Source organism: Aminobacter sp. BA135 (assembly GCF_050859125.1).
GTDB classification, from domain to species: Bacteria; Pseudomonadota; Alphaproteobacteria; order Rhizobiales; family Rhizobiaceae; genus Aminobacter; species Aminobacter ciceronei.
The window spans coordinates 4,783,908-4,801,982 of the sequence record NZ_CP139572.1 but is presented as its reverse complement, the minus strand read 5'-3'; the positions used below and the strand labels follow the sequence as shown (position 1 = coordinate 4,801,982).

The window sequence follows — 18,075 nt, the reverse complement described above, 5'->3', positions numbered from 1 at the left end:
GCCTGTCGTATTGTGAAGCCGGTGCGGATTGAAGCGTGACCCCAAAAAGGCCATGCTTGGCACCGACAAGCGGTTGCGACCCGGCCACCGGCTGGACGACCGTAGGACCTTGGTAGGAAGGATTTTCATGCGGCAGCGACGCGCGATCTGGCTGTTGGGCCTTGCGGCTCTGGCGGGCTTTACCGCCCTGACCCAGCCTGGATATGCCAAACAGCTCACCGAACCGGTCGAGATCAGTTCGTTTTCCGGCGCCTATCTCGCGGCCCGCACCGCCGAGGCCGACGACGACCTGGATAGCGCAATTGCTTATTACAAGCGCGCTTTGGCCTTCGATCCCGAAGATGCCGCCCTGCAGCAGAGCCTGATGCTGGCGCTGATCGCTCAAGGCCGCTTCGATGAATCGCTGCCTTATGCCGAGATGCTGAAGACAGTTCCCGACGTGGAGCGTTTCTCGCGCCTGGCGCTTGCCGTCGATACCTTCCGCAAGAAGGATTACGAGGGCGCGGAGAAGTGGCTCAAGCTGGCGCTCGAATCCGACCTCGACCGGCTGATCACAGGCGTCATGACCGCCTGGGCCAAGCAGGGCGAGGGCAAGGCCGGCGACGGCCTGCAGTTCCTCGACAAGCTCGAAGGCCCGGAATGGTACGAGCTGTTCAAGACCTACCACCGCGCTTTGATCGCCGAGACCGCCGGCCAGAAGGACAAGGCGGACGAGATCTATCGCGCTACCATCGACAATCTCGGCGCCGGCAGTGCGGCACCCGAGACCTGGATGCGCGCCGCCGAATCCTATGCCGGTTTCCTGGCCCGCACCGGCAAGAAGACCGAGGCGCTGGCCATCCTCGACCGCGCCGACGAGTTTGCTCCCGGCAAGCTGCCGATCGCTTCCTTGCGCGAAAAAATCACCAAGGGCGAGAAGATCAGCCCACTGGTCGGCAACCCGCAGGATGGTGCTGCCGAAATCCTGCTCAACCTGTCGACGGCACTGAACCGCGGCGGGGGCGAGCCTTTCGTCAGGCTCTATCTGCAATATGCGCTGGCGCTGAAGCCGGAGAGCGACGAACTCTTGGTGCAGCTCGCCGCGATTGCCGAGCAGCAGCAGAATGGCGAAGAGGCGATCGCGCTTTACCGCCGCGTGCCCGCAGCCTCGCCGCTCAAGCGGCTGTCGGAATTGCAGCTCGGCCTCAACCTCGCCGATCTCAAGCGCCATGACGAGGCGATCAAGCATCTCAAGGCACTGGTCGAAGCCAACCCCGACGACATGCGCGGCTATCTCGCGCTTGGCGGGGTCTATGCCTCGACCGACAATTACCGCGCCGCCGCCGATGTCTATGACAAGGCAGTCGGCGTGCTGAAGACGCCGACCAACACCAACTGGAACGTCTTCTACCAGCGCGGCATCGCCTATGAGCGGCTGAAGGAATGGCCCAAGGCAGAGCCGAATTTCCGTGAAGCGCTGAAGCTGTTCCCCAACCAGCCGCAGGTTCTGAACTATCTCGGCTATTCCTGGGTCGACATGAACATGAATCTCGAGGAAGGCCTCGGGATGATCAAGCAGGCCGCCGACCTGCGCCCGAGCGACGGCTACATCATCGATTCGCTGGGCTGGGCCTATTACCGCCTCGGCAAGTTCGAGGACGCGGTGCGCGAGCTCGAGCGCGCGGTGTCACTGAAGCCGGACGATCCGGTGCTGAACGACCATCTCGGCGACGCTTACTGGCGTGTCGGGCGCAAGCTCGAAGCGACATTCCAGTGGAGCCATGCCCGCGACATGAAGCCGGAGCCGAAGATCCTGGCCGATGTAGAGCAGAAGCTCGCCAAGGGCCTGCCGGACCTGCCGGAGAAGCCGACAGCACTTGAGGCGCCGGCCAAGCCGATCTCGGTCAAGCCGGCAGCCCCTGCCCAGGACAGCCAGAAGAAGAGCGAACTGGAAACGCCAGTAGTCGCACCGGCCGCCCAGGTGATCCCAGCCGCCTACAAGGTGCAGCGTGGGCAATCGCTGTGGTCGATCGCCAATGACGTGCTCGGCAATGGTGACCGCTATCGCGAGATTCTCGATCTCAACCCGCAGCTGCGCGGCGATCCCGCGCGGCTGGCACCGGGCCAGGAACTCCAGCTGCCGGGCAAGTGAGCCGATTGCGCGGCGGTCGTCTTTGCACCGCAGCTTGACCCTAACAATCGGGCGGAATAGGACGGGGCCTTCTGTGGCCCCGTTTTCTTGCGGGGCGCGCGCCAATGATCGAGCTTTGCCCGTGACCGACCAGATGCCTGCCCACATGCACCCCAGCCGCTCCTTCCAGGGCCTGATCCTGACGCTGCACAATTACTGGGCCGAACACGGTTGCATCATCCTGCAGCCCTACGACATGGAAGTGGGCGCGGGCACGTTCCACCCGGCAACGACGTTGCGTGCGCTTGGACCCAAGCGCTGGAACGCAGCCTATGTGCAGCCTTCGCGTCGCCCCAAGGACGGCCGCTACGGCGAGAACCCGAACCGGCTGCAGCACTATTACCAGTACCAGGTCATCCTGAAGCCGAACCCGTCCAACCTTCAGGAGCTCTACCTCGGCTCGCTCAAGGCGATCGGCATCGATCCGCTTGTCCATGACATCCGCTTCGTCGAGGACGACTGGGAAAGCCCGACGCTGGGCGCCTGGGGCCTCGGCTGGGAGTGCTGGTGCGACGGCATGGAAGTGTCGCAGTTCACCTATTTCCAGCAGGTCTGCGGCATCGAATGCGCGCCCGTCGCCGGCGAGTTGACCTATGGTCTCGAACGCCTGGCGATGTATGTGCAGGGCGTCGACAATGTCTACGACCTCAACTTCAACGGCCTCGAAGGCGACGACAAGGTCACCTATGGCGACGTCTTCCTGCAGGCCGAGCAGGAATATTCCAGGCACAATTTCGAGCATGCCAACACGGCGATGCTGCTCAAGCATTTCGAGGATGCCGAAGCCGAATGCAGGGCGCTGCTCGCTGCCGGCGCGCCGGCCGATGGCGGCAATCTGGCCCAGCACAGGATGGTCTTCCCGGCCTATGACCAGTGCATCAAGGCGAGCCACGTCTTCAACCTGCTCGACGCGCGCGGCGTGATCTCGGTCACCGAGCGCCAGAGCTACATCCTGCGTGTCCGCAACCTGTCCAAGGCCTGCGGCGAGGCATTTTTGCTTACGGAAGCCGGCGGTCTGGCGGCTTGACGGCTTTTACCTCCCCCTCGATGGGGGAGGTCGCCGCGGAGCGGCGGGTGGGGGTGATGAGGAGGAGGGCTAAGTGCCCAAACTCGATCGTTTCCGACTGGCGTCAGCGCGTCGCCTTCGCTCGGCAATGACCGACGAGGAACGCATCTTGTGAAAGCACATTTGGCGCATTCCCGTTGAAGGAACGCATTTCCGCAGACAAGCTTCACTAGGCGTCTATTTCCCTGACTTCGTCTCGCATCGACTGAAGTTGATCATCGAGGTCGACGGCGCCCATCATGGCCTTGATGATCAAAGGCGGCATGATCATACGCGAACCCTGTGGCTCGAGAGCCAAGGATATTGCGTACTTCGCTTCTGGAATCATGAAGTGAAACAGGAACTGGAAGCAGTTCTGGACACTATCTTTGCGGTTGTTGACGAACGTCGCAGAGACCTGTCCAGCGACGTTTCCTGACTGGAAAGCACCCCACCCCGGCGCTTCGCGCCGACCCTCCCCATCGAGGGGAGGGTAAGATCGCGCGACCTCAGCCCTTCGCCAGATGTGTGCGGCATCGAAATCCATCAGCGTTACACGGCGGCGAGTTCCAGCCCCTCCGGAAGGCGGGGTTGCAGCGTTTCGCCATTGATCGTCTGCAAAGCCTTGCGCACGCCGGGCATCCGGAATTCGGCCGGGGCCGCCACATGCATGGCGAGCAGGGCACTGAGGCTGAAGATCTGGAGCAGGGCAGAGGCGGTTTTCATTGTCGTTCGGCCAATAGGTGTCTGTCTGAGCGTGGGTCGCTCCAGCGCAGCATCCGGTTCATGGAAATCTTCATCCCTAGGACGATTGTCCCGGCGACGGTCCGACAGCTCGACGGATTTGCCGATCGCGTTCGGGCCGATCGCGTTCGGGAAGTGACAGCGGGCGGCTGACTTGCTATGCCGCGCGGACCATTTCCGCGTGAGCCCGTCCGATGCCCGATCTGCTTTTAGAGTTGCGTTCCGAAGAAATCCCCGCGCGCATGCAGCGCAAGGCGGCGGGTGACCTCAGGAAGATGCTGACCGACGGTCTTGTCGAGGCGGGTCTGACCTATGAGGCGGCGCGCGAATACTGGACGCCGCGCCGGCTGACGCTCGACATCAGGGGGCTGACGGCCCGCTCCAAGGACATCCATGAAGACCGCAAGGGCCCGAGCACCAAGGCGCCGGAAGCGGCGATCCAGGGTTTTCTGCGCAGCGCCGGCCTGAGCTCGATATCCCAGGCGCATGTCCACAGCGACCCAAAGAAGGGCGATTTCTACGTCGCCCATATTTCCAAGCCCGGCCGCTCGGCGGAGGAGATCATCGCCGAGCTGGTGCCGGCGATCGTCAAGACCTTCCCCTGGCCCAAGTCGATGCGTTGGGGCCCGGCCTCGGCCAAGCCGGGCAGCCTGCGCTGGGTGCGCCCGCTGCAGTCGATCGTCTGCACCTTCGGCCCCGAGACCGAGGAGCCGGTGGTCGTCGACTTCGAGGTCGACGGCATCCGTTCCGGCAGCGTCACCTTTGGCCATCGCTTCCATGCGCCCGAGGCAATCACCGTGCGCCGCTTCGACGACTATGCCGCCAAGCTCGAGGCCGCCAAGGTCGTCATCGACGCCGAGCGCCGCAAGGAGATGATCTCCGCCGATGCGCGCAACCTCGCCTTCGCCAATGGCCTTGATCTCGTCGAGGACGAAGGGCTGCTCGAAGAGGTTTCCGGCCTCGTCGAATGGCCGGTGGTGCTGATGGGCACCTTCGAGGATACGTTCCTCGAGATCCCGGCTGAAGTCATCCGGCTGACCATCCGCGCCAACCAGAAGTGTTTCGTCACGCGGCCGCAGGGCAGCGAGGACGCGCTCTCCAACCACTTCATCCTGACCTCGAACATCGAGGCCAAGGATGGCGGCAAGGAGATCGCGCATGGCAACGGCAAGGTTGTGCGCGCCCGCCTTTCGGACGCGCTCTATTTCTGGAAGACGGACCAGGGCGACCTGCCCGATCTCGATACGCTGAAGCAGTCGGCCGAAGCCTTCGGCCTCGATATCCACAAGCCGCTCGACCAGCGCATGGCCCGCCTCGACCATCTTGGCGTGACCTTCCATGCCAAGCTCGGCACGCAAGGGCAGCGCGTCCAGCGCATCCGCGGGCTCGCCCGTGAGATCGCGCCGCTTGTCGGTGCCGAGCCGAAGCTGGCCGACCGCGCCGCAGTGCTCGCCAAGGCAGACCTGCAGACCGAGGTCGTCGGCGAGTTCCCCGAACTGCAAGGCGCCATGGGCCGCAAATATGCGCTGCTGCAGGGCGAGAGCCCGTCGGTGGCTGCCGCGCTCGAAGAGCACTATAAGCCGCAGGGGCCGTCCGACCGCGTGCCGGCCGACCCGGTTTCGGTGTCGGTAGCGCTGGCCGACAAGCTCGACACGCTTGTCGGCTTCTGGACCATCGACGAAAAGCCGACGGGGTCGAAAGACCCCTATGCGCTTCGTCGTGCCGCACTCGGCATCGTCAGGATCATCCTGTCGGCGCGGGGCAAGCTGCCGCTGCAGGCATTGTTCGATGCGGCGCTGCGTCAGCTCAATGAGAGCTCCATCGCCAAGAAGCTCGCCGCGTTCGAGGCAAAGCAGGACGCGATCGACAGCGGCGATGTCGACGGCGAACAGGATGTCGACAATGCGCTGGCTGCCTATGAGGCGGAGCTGCGCAAGGAAACGATCGGCCGTGCCGCGCCGCTCAAGGCCGACCTGATCGCCTTCTTCCATGACCGTCTCAAGGTCTATCTGCGCGAGCTTGGCGCCCGCCACGATCTTATCGACGCCGTCATCACGCCGGAGGCCGACGACCTGTTGACCATCACCCGGCGTGTCGAAGCGCTGGGTCACTTCGTCGACAGCGAGGATGGCAAGAACCTGCTCGCCGGCACCAAGCGCGCCGCCAACATCCTGGCCGCCGAAGAGAAGAAGGGGACCGCGGTTGCCGACGCCGTCGACCCGGCTCTCTTCCGCGAAGAGGCGGAAAAGGCGTTGTTCGCGCCGATGAATCAGGCTGTCAGCGAAGCCGGCCAGGCGATTCGGAACGAAGACTTTTCCGGCGCCATGCGCGCCCTCTCCGTGTTGCGTGAACCCGTCGATTCATTCTTCGAGAAAGTTCTCGTCAACGACGACGACGTCGCCGTGCGTGCCAACCGCCTGGCGCTGCTCGCGCGCATCCGTGCGGCGACCGACCAGGTCGCCGATTTCTCGAAGATTTCGGGATAGAGTGGGATCGCAGGATAAGGATGGGCGGCGCAAAGCCGCCCTCACTCAGTCGAGCAGGCGAACCTTGACGCTCTGGCGATAGACCTGGACCTCGATCAGCGGCTCGCCGTGGAGGATGGCGCTGCGCGTCGAGTTGCTCATCGCGCCAGGCTTGTTCAACAGCTGCTCGAAGCGCGCACGCTTGGCATTGCTGGTGAACCAGTCGTCGAGGTCGTCTTCCTCGTCGGTCTGGATGTGCCGATGTACATTGGCGCGGTCCTGCCGCACGACCTGGGCGGCACTGTCCAGGGCATAGCCATCGCTGGCCTGATGGTCCTTCTCCGAGATCCGCGCGACATAGGTGCCGAGCAGCTGATCGGCCTGTGCCGCGCCTGTGCCGGAAAGCAGCATGGCCAGGAGCCCCGCTGCGATGCTGCGACCTGCCTTCATGGATCAACCCCTTGCCCAGATTGCCGATATGTTGCCGCGACGGTGCACAACGACGGCGTGACGGTCAAGCCGGCCTATTCGGTTTTGACATGGGCTGGCGCTGGGTCGATCGGGGTCCCGTCGGGCGCAACAGGCAAGGGCGACTGGTCGCCGGTCGCGGCCTGCTGGGCGGGCACGGCTTCCGCGGCAACAGGCGCGCCAGCCGACGTATCAGGCGACGCTGAACCAACCTCGCCGCCGCGGATGACCATCAGCTCAGGCCCCATCTTATGGTTGGTGCTTGTCGGTTCGGCTTCGATCGCCGCGACCTTGCCGGCGTCGACCTGGGCAGCGCCGAGCGCGACGATCGACCTGCTGGCCGATTTCGGGGCGTCGACGCTGACCGATGACGGGCTGGCCGCACTGGCGTCGACGATAACGATCGAAGATGCGTGAGCCGTACCGGACGCGGCGATGCCGGCAACAAGAAACGCAGCACAAAGGCGCATTTGACCCTCGGAGTTGAATCAACTTCAAGGCGCAATGTAACAGCTGGGCGGTTGCAGCCCGATTTCGAAGTTGCGGTGCATTTTAGGCAATGCCGGAAATCTTGGCGGTGGCGCACTTGTCGCATGAGGCCGCGCGGAGTAGGGACCGGGCATGCAACAGGAAGCTGAGACGTGGCGGAACTGATCGCAGCCGACAAGGCGATGGATGCGGCACTGGCATTGCTCGACGCCGGCGAGGTGGTGGCCATTCCAACCGAGACCGTCTATGGCCTGGCAGGTGACGCGACCAATGGCGAGGCCGTCGCCCGCATCTTCGAGGCCAAGGGCCGCCCGCGTTTCAACCCTTTGATCGCCCATGTCGCCGACATGGCCATGGCCGAGCGCATCGGCGTGTTCGACCCGCTGTCGCGCAAGCTCGCCGAAAAGTTCTGGCCAGGCCCGCTGACCCTCGTCGTGCCCCTTCGCCCCGGTTCGGGCATTCATCCGCTGGTGACAGCTGGGCTCGACACCATTGCGCTGCGCATGCCCAAGGGTTTTGGCGGCACGTTGATATCACGGCTCGGCCGGCCGCTGGCAGCCCCCAGCGCCAACAGCTCGGGCAAGATCAGCTCGACCAGCGGCGAGGCGGTGGCCAGCGATCTCGGGGCGCGCATCCCGCTCGTCGTCGACGGTGGTTCGACGCCGGTCGGGCTGGAATCGACGATCGTCAAGGTCGAGGACGGCCGCGTGCGGCTGCTGCGCCCCGGCGGCGTTCCGGCAGGTGACATCGAAGAGGTGGCCGGTGCGCCGCTGCTGCGCGGCATGACCGCCGGCATCGAAGCGCCCGGCATGCTTGCCTCGCACTACGCGCCGGGCGCTGCGCTGCGGCTCAATGCCGACGCTGTCGCGGCAGGCGAGGCGCTGCTGGGTTTTGGCCGGCGCCGTGCCGATGGCTGGCAACAGGCCCGCGCCTTTCTCAATCTGTCCGAGACAGGCGACCTGCGCGAAGCGGCGACAAATCTCTTCGCACATCTCCAGGCGCTCGACCGCAGCGGCGCCGAGCTGATCGCCGTCGAGCCGATACCGTTCGACGAACTCGGCGAGGCGATCAACGACAGACTGGCGCGCGCCGCTGCCCCCCGTGACAATCCTCACGTCTGAACTTAGCTTTCGTCACATGACCCAGAATCTTCCCGGCCTCGATCCCGCGCTTGCCGAGCGCTTCGCTGCCATCGTCGGCGCGCGTTATGCTGTGCGCGCAGAAGGCGAAATCGAACCATACGTGCATGAGCCGCGTGGCCTGTTCACCGGCGCCAGCTCGCTGGTGCTGCGCCCGGCAAATGTCGAGGAGGTGAGCGCGATCATGAGGCTCGCCACCGAAACGGGGACGCCGATCGTGCCGCAGGGCGGCAATACCGGCCTCGTCGGCGGCCAGGTGCCGGATCGTTCGGGCGGCCAGATCGTGCTGTCGCTGTCGCGCCTCAACCGCATCCGCGAGATCGATCCGGTCTCCAACACCGTCATTGCCGAGGCCGGCGTCGTGCTTGACGTGCTGCACAAGGCAGCCGACGAGGTCGACCGGCTCTATCCCCTGTCGCTAGCATCGCAGGGCTCCTGCCAGATTGGCGGCAATCTGTCGTCCAATGCCGGCGGCACCGGCGTGGTGGCCTATGGCAATGCGCGCGAGCTGTGCCTTGGCGTCGAGGTGGTGCTGCCGACGGGCGAGGTGCTCGACGACCTGCGCAAGCTCAAGAAGGACAACACCGGCTACGACCTCAAGAACCTGTTCGTCGGCGCCGAAGGCACGCTCGGGGTCATTACGGCAGCGGTGCTGAAGCTCTATCCCAAGCCCAAGGGCCGCGAAGTCGCCTGGGTCGGACTGGCATCGCCAGAGGCAGCGCTCGCCTTGTTCGATCGCGCCCAGGACATGGCCGGCAGCGCGCTGACGGCGTTCGAGCTGATCGGCCACCTGCCGATGGAATTTGCCATGCGCCACATTCCCGATGCGCGGCCGCCGCTGGAAGGCGACTGGCCCTGGCAGGTGCTGATGGAAATCTCCTCGGGCCGTTCGGCCGAGGACGCGCGCGCGCTGATCGAGGACATCCTCTCGGCCGGCTTCGAGGCCGAGCAGGTCGGCGATGCGGCGATTGCCGCAAGCGTTGCTCATGCCAACGAGTTCTGGCGCCTGCGCGAGATGCTGCCGGAAACGCAGAAGGTGGAAGGCGCGTCGATCAAGCACGACATCTCTGTGCCGATCGCCAGTATCCCTGCCTTCATCGCACAGGGTGCCGTCGCGGTTGCCAGCGTCTGTCCGGAGGCGCGCGTTGTCTGCTTCGGCCACATGGGCGACGGCAATCTGCACTACAACGTCTCGCAGCCGGTCGGCATGGCGGCCGACCCGTTCCTGGCGCTCTACCGCGACATGAACAAGGCGGTGCACGACGTCGTACGCGCCATGAACGGCTCGATCTCGGCCGAACATGGCATCGGCCAGCTCAAGCGCGATGAGCTCATTGCCACGGCGCCGCCGATCGCCATCGAGCTGATGCGCCGCGTCAAGGCGGCGTTCGATCCCGCCGGCATCATGAACCCCGGCAAGACGATTTGAACGTCTCTGGTGGTATTCCGATAACCATCGCCGAGATCAGCAAAATTTAACCCAATTTCTTAAGCGGGGCGGTAAGGTCACCCCGCTAGTGTCCTTCCTAACGAGACCGGGAAAACTGGTCCGGAGAGACCGGAAACCGGCTCTCAGGAGATAACAGGAAGGCACACCATGAACACCGGACTGAAGCCAGTCTGGGCGGGACGCAACATGCGCCTCGACCCGTTCCGCTTGCCGCAGATGGTCAGCTACGCGACGCGTGACGACCTTGGCGACGTCACCTTCACCATCGATCACCGCGGCGCGGTGATCCGCCGCCTGCTGGCGCTCAGCGGGCTGCCGGCGACGATTGCGCTGCCGGCGCGCGCGTTCCGCGGCGTTGCGGCTCGTGCGATGGAAGACGAGGACCTGAACGTCACGGTGACGCTGGAACTGCTGCACAACGATCCGATGCTGTCTGTGCCGCTTTTGGTCGCCGACGATCTCGACGACGTTGCCGCCGACTGGCGCGCCTGGGCGGACTATTACAGCCTGCCCATGCTGCTGATCGAGGCGGACGGCGTGGCCCGCACGCTCGAGGAGTCGCTCGGCGCGGCGATCAAGACCCTGCCGGCGCAGGACCGACGCAAGGGCCGCGTCTCCAGGATGCGCAGGCCGCGTTTCCTCGCCCGCCGCAAGTCGGGCGCGCTCGGTGTCCGCCTCGTCATCGACGGCGAAGAGATCATCGCCCGGGCGTAGGACGACACTTCTAGATCAGCGGCTTCAGCGCCACCCAGGCGCCGCCGCAGATCAGGCCGATGAAGATGATCCAACCGACCTGGCCGTTCGACCTGAACAGCCTGAGGCACTGGTCGGGATTGTCGATGTCGAGCACGACGATCTGCCTGATCATATGTGCGCCGGCGGCGACAAGGCCGGCGAGTGCCGGCATCGGCACCTGGGCGATGGCAAAGGCCGTCGCAAACAGCATCAACGCCCCGGCATAAAGCCCGAACAGCCATGACTTGGTGTTTTCGCCGAAGAAGCGTGCGGTCGACTTCACGCCGACAAGCGCGTCGTCTTCCTTGTCCTGGTGGGCGTAGATCGTGTCATAGCCGATCACCCACATGATCGAACCGAAATAGAGCAGCACGGCCGGGCCGTCTATGTCGCCGAATTCGGCTGCCCAGCCCATCAGCGCGCCCCAGGAAAAGGCGAGGCCAAGCACGAATTGCGGCCAGTTGGTGATGCGCTTCATGAACGGGTAGATCGCAACAATCGCCAGCGACGAGATGCCGAGCAGAATGGTGAAGCTGTTGAACTGCAACAGCACGACCAGTCCGACAAGCGCTTGCAGCACCAGGAACACCCAAGCCTGGCGGCGGCTGACCTGGCCCGAGGGCAGGGGGCGCGAACGCGTGCGCTCGACCTGGGCGTCGATGCCTTCGTCGACGATGTCGTTGTAGGTGCAGCCGGCGCCGCGCATCGCCACCGCTCCGATGAGGAACAGCACCAGGAACGAAGGCGAAGGCAAAAGCGACATCAGGCTGTCGCCCGGCCGCGCATAAGCGCTGGCCGCCATCGCCGCCGACCACCAGCATGGCCACAGAAGCAGCACCCAGCCGATCGGCCGGTCCCAGCGCGCGAGCTGGGCGTAAGGCCACAGCCCACGTGGCAAGGCACGGTAGACCCAGTGACCGCTGGGAGCATCGGCGACCCGGCCCTGGCCGGCTTTTGATTGGATCTGTTCCATGCCATGGGAGTGCCAGCGGCGTGGGCAGGCGTCAAGCCGACGATTTGTCCGTGTTTGGCAGCGCTGCAGCTTGACCTCGTCCCTCCCGGCCACTAGCGGGTGCATCACGTCAAGCATCGGCAAGAGGTCAAGCGCATGAACATCCTGCTCATCGGTTCCGGCGGCCGCGAACACGCACTGGCCTGGAAGCTTGCGGCATCGCCGATGCTGACCAGGCTTTATGCCGCGCCAGGCAATCCGGGCATCGCCCGCGAAGCCGAACTGGTGGCGCTCGATATTGCCGACCACGCCGCCGTCGCAGCCTTCTGCAAGGACAAGGCGATCGACCTCGTCGTCGTCGGCCCCGAAGGGCCGCTGGTCGCCGGCATCGGCGACGACCTGCGGGCAGCCGGCATTCGTGTCTTCGGTCCCTCCAAGGCGGCGGCGCAGCTCGAGGGGTCGAAGGGCTTCACCAAGGATCTTTGTGCCCGCTACGGCATTCCGACAGCTGCCTATGGCCGTTTCGACAATGCCGGCGACGCCCGTGCCTATGTCGAGAAGACGGGCGCGCCGATCGTCATCAAGGCCGACGGCCTCGCCGCCGGCAAGGGCGTGACGGTTGCGATGACGCTGGACGAAGCGTTGGAAGCTGTCGACGCCTGTTTCGAGGGTGCCTTCGGTGGTGCCGGCGCATCTGTCGTGGTGGAAGAATTCATGACCGGCGAGGAGGCGAGCTTCTTCTGCCTGTGCGACGGCAAGACGGCGCTGCCCTTCGGCACGGCGCAGGATCACAAGCGTGTCGGCGACGGTGATGTCGGACCGAACACTGGCGGCATGGGCGCCTATTCGCCGGCGCCCGTCATGACGCCCGAACTGATCGAACAGACCATGCGCGAAATCATCGAGCCGACGATGCGCGGCATGGCCGAAATGGGTGCGCCGTTCTCGGGCGTGCTGTTTGCCGGCCTGATGCTGACCGACCAGGGCCCGAAGCTGATCGAATACAACACCCGCTTCGGTGATCCCGAATGCCAGGTGCTGATGATGCGCCTGAAGGAGGACCTTCTCGTGCTGCTCAACGCCGCCGCCGACGGTCAGCTTGCCCATGTCTCGGCGCGCTGGCGCGACGAGGCGGCACTGACCGTGGTGATGGCGGCCAAGGGTTATCCGGGCACGCCGGAAAAGGGCTCGGTCATTTCGGGCATCGACAGGGCGGAAGCCGCCGGCGCGCAGGTCTTCCACGCCGGCACGGCAGTCAGCGACGGCAAGATCGTCGCCTATGGCGGCCGCGTGCTGAACGTCACCGCCACCGGCAGCAATGTCAGCGAAGCGCAGCAGAAAGCCTATGCGGCCGTCGACGGGCTCGACTGGCCGGAAGGGTTCTGCCGCCGCGACATCGGCTGGCGCGCCGTCGAGCGCGAACAGCAGAAATAATCGGCTGGACGCCGGGGCGACCGACTAGCGTTCGGCGCGGTCGCTCTCGGTCGAGGCGGTGGCGACAGGATCGAGCCTTGCGGCGTTCTGGCTGGCCACGCGCACCATTTCGTCACGCCTCAGTGCTGCGAATTCCGCCATGCCGTTGATGTAGCGGCTCGGTGCCGGCCTGAACGCCGGCAGCGCGCCGAGCACGGCCTTGTCCCAGCTCGAGCGCAGCGTCTCGGCAAGCAGGTCGAGCCGCACCGGATAGGCGACCGAGGCATAGGTGATGCGGCTTTCGCCTTTCAGCCCGTCATCCCTTGCGATCGGCAGCGGCACATTGAGCATGAAGTCGTCTGTCGTTTCGACAAGCTGGCCGAACGGCCAGACCTGGCGCAGGCCTTCGGCGTCCATCGGCGCGACATTGACGTCGATGTCGTTGGGCGTGCCGGCGACGCGGTAGGGGCAGCGGCGTTCGCCGCAATTGGCCTGGGCCGAGAACTGCCACAGCGAATAACGCTGCCAGTTGCCCTTCGGGAAATGGATGCCGATTTCCGGCTTGTAGCGCGCATACCAGAGCGGCAGCCGGGACAGCAGCCGGTAGCGATAGCGGTTGTCGGCGATGTACCGCGAGGTCGTTCCGTTGGTGTAGAGGATCGGGTAGCGGCCGGTGCGCAGGAAGATGTGGCGCACGAACAGTTCGGCGTCCTCGAGCGACATCCATTTGGTCGGGTCGTTTTCCTCGATGTCGATCGCCATCAGATCGTCGGGGCCGGGCTCGGCGAAATCGAGGAAGTTCTCGGCCTGCTCGATCGGGTTGCCGGGACGGGCAAGGTGGTAGGCACCCCATTTCAGCCCGAGCGCCTTGGCGACGACCTTGCGCGTGTGGAACAGCTCGCGGGCAACCGCATGTCGTTTCCACAGCGCCTTGCACAGCCTGTAGGCGGTTTCGTCGCCGGTGCAGGAATAGGCCGGGGGCAGTCCGTCGGAGGCCTTGTTGATGAAGCCGACGATGCGCTTGTCGCCCGACAGCTTCTGCCAGTCGATGGAATTGTATTCGTAGGCGTCGATGACCAGCGCTCGGTCGGCCTTCTTCCATGGTTCGGAGAAGTCGGAGGCCGCGGCCGGCGCGGGGATGTGGTTTACCCAAGCGGCGGTCAGCGCTGCGAGCGCGAGGCGATGAAATCTAGACGCCAGTCCCCTCAAAAGGCGATCCTCGGTGATCGATATCAGATCGTGGACCGCCATGGTTAAGGAAATGCTGATGCGGCTCCACCGCCTGCAGGTTGAAAGCAAGCGCTTTTGGGGCCGATTGAGGCGTTATTCGAACGGATCGGGGGCGGGTTTGGTCGGCAGCGTGCCTTCGGCCGCGCGCTTGCTGTGATGGGCAAGCGAGCATTTCGGCGAACACAGTATGCCGCGATCGGTCCAGTAGGCGGCGCCGTCTTCGATCTTGCCGCCGTGATACCAGAAGCCCTCGGAACGGTAGGGCAGGCCGCATTCGATGCAGGTGAAGGTGTCGGGCCGGGCGAGCATGGCGTCCTCGATGATTTTTGCCGGTTCTACCAAGCCGAAGGCCTTGGCGCAAAGCGTGATGAAATTTGACGTTTACGTAAAAAGTCACTTCCCCTCGGCTCGGGAAGGCGGCTAGTGTGGAGGCCAAGCGGTGGTGAGGCCGCAAGCAGATCGTCAGGTGCAGGAGGAAGCATCATGTACCGCGCCCCGGTGGAAGAGATAGCGTTCGCGCTGAAGCATGTTGCCGGCCTCAAGGCCGCCATGGATGCCGGCACTTTCGGCGACCTTGGCGAGGATCTGGTCGACGCCATTCTTGGCGAGGCCGGGCGTTTCGCCAGCGAGGAGGTCGCGCCGCTCTACAAGGTCGGCGACCGCACCGGCGCCAAGCTCCGCGATGGGGCCGTCACCATGCCGCCGGGCTGGAAGGAGCTTTACAGGCACTGGACCGAAGGTGGCTGGAACAGCCTGAACGGCCCCGAGGAGTATGGCGGGCAGGGCCTGCCGACGATGATGGGCGTGGCGACGCTCGAAATGTGGAACTCGGCCTCGATGGCCTTCGGCATCGGCCCGACGCTGTCGATGGGCGCGGTCGAGGCGCTGGAAAAGCATGCCTCCGAGGATCTGAAGTCGGCCTATCTCGCCAAGCTCGTCTCCGGCGAGTGGATGGGCACGATGAACCTGACCGAACCGCAGGCCGGTTCCGACCTTGCGGCGCTGCGCACCCGTGCCGAACGGTCGGGCGACGGCACCTACCGCATTTTCGGCCAGAAGATCTTCATCACCTATGGCGAGCACGACTTCACCGACAACATCGTCCATCTCGTGCTGGCGCGGTTACCCGATGCCCCGGCCGGCACACGCGGCATCTCGCTGTTTTTGGTGCCGAAGTTCCTGCTTAACGAGGACGGCACGCCGGGGGCGCGCAACGACGTGTTCTGCTCTGGTATCGAGGAAAAGCTCGGCATCCACGCCTCGCCGACCTGCACGATGATCTATGGCGACGGTTTCGCCAAGGGCCGCGAACCAGGTGCTGTCGGCTGGCTGATCGGCGAGGAAAACCGCGGGCTCGCCTGCATGTTCACGATGATGAACAATGCCCGCCTGCTGGTCGGCATTCAGGGCGTGGCGGTTGCCGAGACGGCGTTCCAGAAGGCGCTCGCTTATGCCAATGAGCGCCGCCAGGGCAAGGCGTCGTCCTATTCGGGCGAAGGCATGGCGCCGATCGTCCATCACCCCGACGTGCAGCGCAATCTTCTGACGATGAAGGCGCTGACCCAGGCAGCACGCGCCATCGCCTATTCCTGCGCCCATGCCATCGACATGGCGCGGGTGTCGACCGGCGCCGACAAGGCGCATTGGCAGGACCGCGCCAATCTGCTGACGCCGCTGGCCAAGGCATTCTCCACCGATGTCGGCGTCGACGTCGCCTCGCTCGGCGTGCAGATCCACGGCGGCATGGGCTTCATCGAGGAAACGGGTGCGGCTGCCCTTTTGCGCGATGCCCGCATCGCCCCGATCTATGAGGGCACCAACGGCATCCAGGCGATCGACCTCGTCACCCGCAAGCTGCCGCTCGGCAATGGCGAGCATGTCTTCGGTTATATCGGCGAACTCGACGGCATCGCCATTGCCGTTGCCGCCATGAACAGCGACGCCTATGGCCGCACGGCGCTCATTCTCGAACAGGCGCTCGACGATCTCCAGAGCGTCACCCGCCATCTGCAGAGGCAGCTTGGCGACGGCCGAACGGACGATGTGCTGGCCGGCGCCACGCCCTATCTCAGGCTGTTCTCCTTGGTTGCCGGCGGCGCTTATCTGGCGCGCGCCGCACTCGCCGACGGCGACGAGCGCCGTATCGCGCTGTGCCGCTTCTTTGCCGAAAACCTGCTCGGCGAGACCGCAGCACTCAAGGACCGCATCACCGGCGGCACGGCAAGCCTTGCCGCCGCCGCCAAAGCGCTGATCTCGGCGTAGCTTCTTGGACGAGGACCGACGTGACCGACCACATTCTCATCGAGCGCCAGGGCGCCGTGCAGATCATCCGGATGAACCGTCCGGACAAGAAGAACGCCATCACCCGCGCGATGTATGCCGAGATGGCGGCGGCACTCGTCGCCGGCGACAAAGATCCGGCCGTGCGCTGCCACGTCTTCCTGGGCGTGCCGGGCGCATTTTCGTCGGGCAATGACCTCGCCGACTTCATGGCGATCGCCACGGGCGGTGAGGGCGGCGGCGAGGTGTGGGAGTTCCTGCTCGCTTTGGCCGGCACCGAAAAGCCCGTCGTCTCGGGCGTCGACGGCATTGCGGTGGGCATCGGCACGACGATCAACCTGCATTGCGACCTGACCTTCGCCACGCCGCGCACGGTGTTCCGCACGCCTTTCGTCGATCTCGGGCTGGTGCCCGAGGCCGGCTCGAGCCTGCTCGCGCCACAGTTGCTCGGCCTGCAGGGCGCCTTTGCCCTGCTCGGTCTGGGCGAGGCCTTCCCGGCCGAACGCGCGCTCGCTGCCGGGCTGATCTACAAGGTCGTGGCGGAAGACGAGCTCGAAGCAGCGACATTGACAGCTGCCGGTGAAATCGCGGCCAAACCGCCCGAGGCGCTCAAGATCGCACGCGACCTGATGCGCGGCGACCGGACCAAACTCGTCGCGCGCATCAAGGAAGAGGGCGCGCATTTCCGCGCCCGGCTGAAGTCCGACGAGGCGCGTGCCGCACTCGTCGCCTTCATGACGCGCAAGAAGGGCTGACCCCTTACCCGTCAGGGCCGGCGAACCGAAGCAGGGCGAATGGCTGGAGCGCGCTTCATCACCCCCAGCCCCTCCGCTTCAGGAGCGACCCTCCCCACAAGGGGAGGGTGAGAATCACGGATAGAGCCGATCCTTGTCCCAGCCACCGTCTGCTGTGCGCGTGAAGACGACACGGTCGTGCAGGCGGAAGGGGCGGTCGTGCCAGAATTCGATCTGGCTCGGCACGATGCGGAAACCCGACCAGTGCGGCGGACGCGGGATTTCACCGATGACGTGCCGGGCGGTGTATTCGGCGACGGCCTTTTCCAGCGCGAAACGGCTTTCGAGCGGGCGCGACTGCTTCGAGGCCCAGGCGCCGATGCGGCTGCCGCGTGGGCGCGAGGCGAAATACTCGTCCGCCTCTGCATCGGTGACGATCTCGACCGGACCGCGCACGCGGACCTGGCGGCGCAGCGATTTCCAGTGGAAACACATCGCCGCTTTCATGGTGGCGAGGATTTCGCGGCCCTTGGCGCTTTCGAAATTGGTGTAGAAGACGAAGCCATGTTCGTCGAATCCCTTGAGCAGCACCATGCGCACGTCAGGCAGTCCGTCGGTATCGACGGTGGCCAGCGCCAATGCGGTGGGGTCGTTGGGTTCGCTGGCCGTGGCGTCCTTCAGCCAGGAGGCAAAGAGCTGGAAAGGCTCCGCAGCCTCCGTGAAGTCACCCGTTGTTAACTCTGTGTCCGTCATAGCTTTTA

The 18,075-nt window shown here is 64.9% G+C and carries 17 protein-coding genes; 10 read left to right on the top strand and 7 right to left on the bottom strand.

Annotation, left to right across the window (positions count from 1 at the left end; genetic code table 11):
- The first annotated feature begins 127 nt into the window (after window positions 1-127).
- From SLT36_RS23375 to SLT36_RS23365, 3 genes are all read left to right on the top strand, one after another.
- Complete coding sequence (locus tag SLT36_RS23375) at window positions 128-2,131, top strand: tetratricopeptide repeat protein (RefSeq protein WP_432284646.1); 2,004 nt, start codon at window positions 128-130, stop codon at window positions 2,129-2,131.
- 121 nt (window positions 2,132-2,252) lie between these two features.
- Window positions 2,253-3,197 carry a glycine--tRNA ligase subunit alpha gene (locus tag SLT36_RS23370; protein ID WP_432284645.1) on the top strand — a complete coding sequence of 315 codons (945 nt, stop codon included), beginning with the start codon at window positions 2,253-2,255 and terminating at the stop codon, window positions 3,195-3,197.
- Window positions 3,198-3,357: 160 nt separating this feature from the next.
- Window positions 3,358-3,654 (top strand): endonuclease domain-containing protein, encoded by a 297-nt coding sequence (locus tag SLT36_RS23365; RefSeq protein ID WP_432288451.1) that lies wholly within the window; start codon window positions 3,358-3,360, stop codon window positions 3,652-3,654.
- Window positions 3,655-3,767: 113 nt separating this feature from the next.
- On the opposite strand, the gene SLT36_RS23360 is transcribed toward SLT36_RS23365, so the two are convergent.
- On the bottom strand, window positions 3,768-3,941 hold the full coding sequence (locus tag SLT36_RS23360) for a hypothetical protein (protein WP_432284644.1): 174 nt from the start codon (window positions 3,939-3,941) through the stop codon (window positions 3,768-3,770).
- A gap of 212 nt (window positions 3,942-4,153) precedes the next feature.
- Between SLT36_RS23360 and glyS the strand changes: the two genes are divergently transcribed.
- Window positions 4,154-6,445: a glycine--tRNA ligase subunit beta gene (glyS, locus tag SLT36_RS23355; RefSeq protein WP_432284643.1), complete on the top strand. Its 2,292-nt coding sequence runs from the start codon at window positions 4,154-4,156 to the stop codon at window positions 6,443-6,445.
- Window positions 6,446-6,490: 45 nt separating this feature from the next.
- Here the strand turns inward: glyS and SLT36_RS23350 are convergent, their stop codons facing one another.
- Both SLT36_RS23350 and SLT36_RS23345 read right to left on the bottom strand, forming a co-directional pair.
- Window positions 6,491-6,874, bottom strand: coding sequence for a hypothetical protein (locus tag SLT36_RS23350; protein WP_432284642.1), 384 nt, complete (start codon window positions 6,872-6,874; stop codon window positions 6,491-6,493).
- A gap of 74 nt (window positions 6,875-6,948) precedes the next feature.
- Window positions 6,949-7,362: a hypothetical protein gene (locus SLT36_RS23345; RefSeq protein WP_432284641.1), complete on the bottom strand. Its 414-nt coding sequence runs from the start codon at window positions 7,360-7,362 to the stop codon at window positions 6,949-6,951.
- 201 nt (window positions 7,363-7,563) lie between these two features.
- Between SLT36_RS23345 and SLT36_RS23340 the strand changes: the two genes are divergently transcribed.
- The 3 genes from SLT36_RS23340 (at window position 7,564) to SLT36_RS23330 (ending at window position 10,684) form a co-directional block, all read left to right on the top strand.
- A complete protein-coding gene (locus SLT36_RS23340) occupies window positions 7,564-8,502 on the top strand; it encodes an L-threonylcarbamoyladenylate synthase (protein ID WP_432288449.1) in 939 nt (312 codons plus the stop codon).
- Between the two features lie 16 nt (window positions 8,503-8,518).
- The gene (locus tag SLT36_RS23335) at window positions 8,519-9,949 is read left to right on the top strand and encodes an FAD-binding oxidoreductase (RefSeq protein WP_432284640.1); all 1,431 of its coding nucleotides are present in this window, start codon (window positions 8,519-8,521) and stop codon (window positions 9,947-9,949) included.
- A 168-nt stretch (window positions 9,950-10,117) separates the two neighbouring features.
- Entirely contained in the window at window positions 10,118-10,684 is a 567-nt protein-coding gene (locus SLT36_RS23330) for a DUF6101 family protein (RefSeq protein ID WP_067964634.1), read from the top strand.
- Window positions 10,685-10,694: 10 nt separating this feature from the next.
- Here the strand turns inward: SLT36_RS23330 and ubiA are convergent, their stop codons facing one another.
- Window positions 10,695-11,678 (bottom strand): 4-hydroxybenzoate octaprenyltransferase, encoded by a 984-nt coding sequence (gene ubiA / locus SLT36_RS23325; RefSeq protein WP_432284639.1) that lies wholly within the window; start codon window positions 11,676-11,678, stop codon window positions 10,695-10,697.
- A 135-nt stretch (window positions 11,679-11,813) separates the two neighbouring features.
- On the opposite strand from ubiA, the gene purD reads away from it, so the two are divergent.
- The gene (gene purD, locus SLT36_RS23320) at window positions 11,814-13,091 is read left to right on the top strand and encodes a phosphoribosylamine--glycine ligase (RefSeq protein ID WP_432284638.1); all 1,278 of its coding nucleotides are present in this window, start codon (window positions 11,814-11,816) and stop codon (window positions 13,089-13,091) included.
- Between the two features lie 24 nt (window positions 13,092-13,115).
- Here the strand turns inward: purD and SLT36_RS23315 are convergent, their stop codons facing one another.
- Entirely contained in the window at window positions 13,116-14,321 is a 1,206-nt protein-coding gene (locus SLT36_RS23315) for a glycoside hydrolase family 25 protein (RefSeq protein WP_432284637.1), read from the bottom strand.
- Window positions 14,322-14,393: 72 nt separating this feature from the next.
- Window positions 14,394-14,609, bottom strand: coding sequence for a hypothetical protein (locus SLT36_RS23310; protein ID WP_432288448.1), 216 nt, complete (start codon window positions 14,607-14,609; stop codon window positions 14,394-14,396).
- A gap of 174 nt (window positions 14,610-14,783) precedes the next feature.
- On the opposite strand from SLT36_RS23310, the gene SLT36_RS23305 reads away from it, so the two are divergent.
- Together SLT36_RS23305 and SLT36_RS23300 are read left to right on the top strand one after the other, a co-directional pair.
- Window positions 14,784-16,562, top strand: a complete 1,779-nt coding sequence (locus tag SLT36_RS23305) for an acyl-CoA dehydrogenase (protein ID WP_432284636.1) — start codon at window positions 14,784-14,786, stop codon at window positions 16,560-16,562.
- 20 nt (window positions 16,563-16,582) lie between these two features.
- A complete protein-coding gene (locus SLT36_RS23300; RefSeq protein ID WP_432284635.1) occupies window positions 16,583-17,335 on the top strand; it encodes a crotonase/enoyl-CoA hydratase family protein in 753 nt (250 codons plus the stop codon).
- Between the two features lie 114 nt (window positions 17,336-17,449).
- Here SLT36_RS23300 and pdxH read toward each other — a convergent pair whose 3' ends face one another.
- Window positions 17,450-18,067, bottom strand: coding sequence for a pyridoxamine 5'-phosphate oxidase (gene pdxH / locus SLT36_RS23295; protein ID WP_432284634.1), 618 nt, complete (start codon window positions 18,065-18,067; stop codon window positions 17,450-17,452).
- Between the last annotated feature and the right edge of the window lie 8 nt (window positions 18,068-18,075).

Coding starts and splice junctions, on each gene's coding strand:
- purD (WP_432284638.1), top strand. CDS start 11,814: ATGAACATCCTGCTCATCGGTTCCGGCGGCCGCGAACACGCACTGGCC.
- SLT36_RS23305 (WP_432284636.1), top strand. CDS start 14,784: ATGTACCGCGCCCCGGTGGAAGAGATAGCGTTCGCGCTGAAGCATGTT.
- SLT36_RS23315 (WP_432284637.1), bottom strand. CDS start 14,321: ATGGCGGTCCACGATCTGATATCGATCACCGAGGATCGCCTTTTGAGG.
- glyS (WP_432284643.1), top strand. CDS start 4,154: ATGCCCGATCTGCTTTTAGAGTTGCGTTCCGAAGAAATCCCCGCGCGC.
- SLT36_RS23350 (WP_432284642.1), bottom strand. CDS start 6,874: ATGAAGGCAGGTCGCAGCATCGCAGCGGGGCTCCTGGCCATGCTGCTT.
- ubiA (WP_432284639.1), bottom strand. CDS start 11,678: ATGGAACAGATCCAATCAAAAGCCGGCCAGGGCCGGGTCGCCGATGCT.
- SLT36_RS23360 (WP_432284644.1), bottom strand. CDS start 3,941: ATGAAAACCGCCTCTGCCCTGCTCCAGATCTTCAGCCTCAGTGCCCTG.
- SLT36_RS23345 (WP_432284641.1), bottom strand. CDS start 7,362: ATGCGCCTTTGTGCTGCGTTTCTTGTTGCCGGCATCGCCGCGTCCGGT.
- SLT36_RS23330 (WP_067964634.1), top strand. CDS start 10,118: ATGAACACCGGACTGAAGCCAGTCTGGGCGGGACGCAACATGCGCCTC.
- pdxH (WP_432284634.1), bottom strand. CDS start 18,067: ATGACGGACACAGAGTTAACAACGGGTGACTTCACGGAGGCTGCGGAG.
- SLT36_RS23310 (WP_432288448.1), bottom strand. CDS start 14,609: ATGCTCGCCCGGCCCGACACCTTCACCTGCATCGAATGCGGCCTGCCC.
- SLT36_RS23335 (WP_432284640.1), top strand. CDS start 8,519: ATGACCCAGAATCTTCCCGGCCTCGATCCCGCGCTTGCCGAGCGCTTC.
- SLT36_RS23340 (WP_432288449.1), top strand. CDS start 7,564: ATGGATGCGGCACTGGCATTGCTCGACGCCGGCGAGGTGGTGGCCATT.
- SLT36_RS23375 (WP_432284646.1), top strand. CDS start 128: ATGCGGCAGCGACGCGCGATCTGGCTGTTGGGCCTTGCGGCTCTGGCG.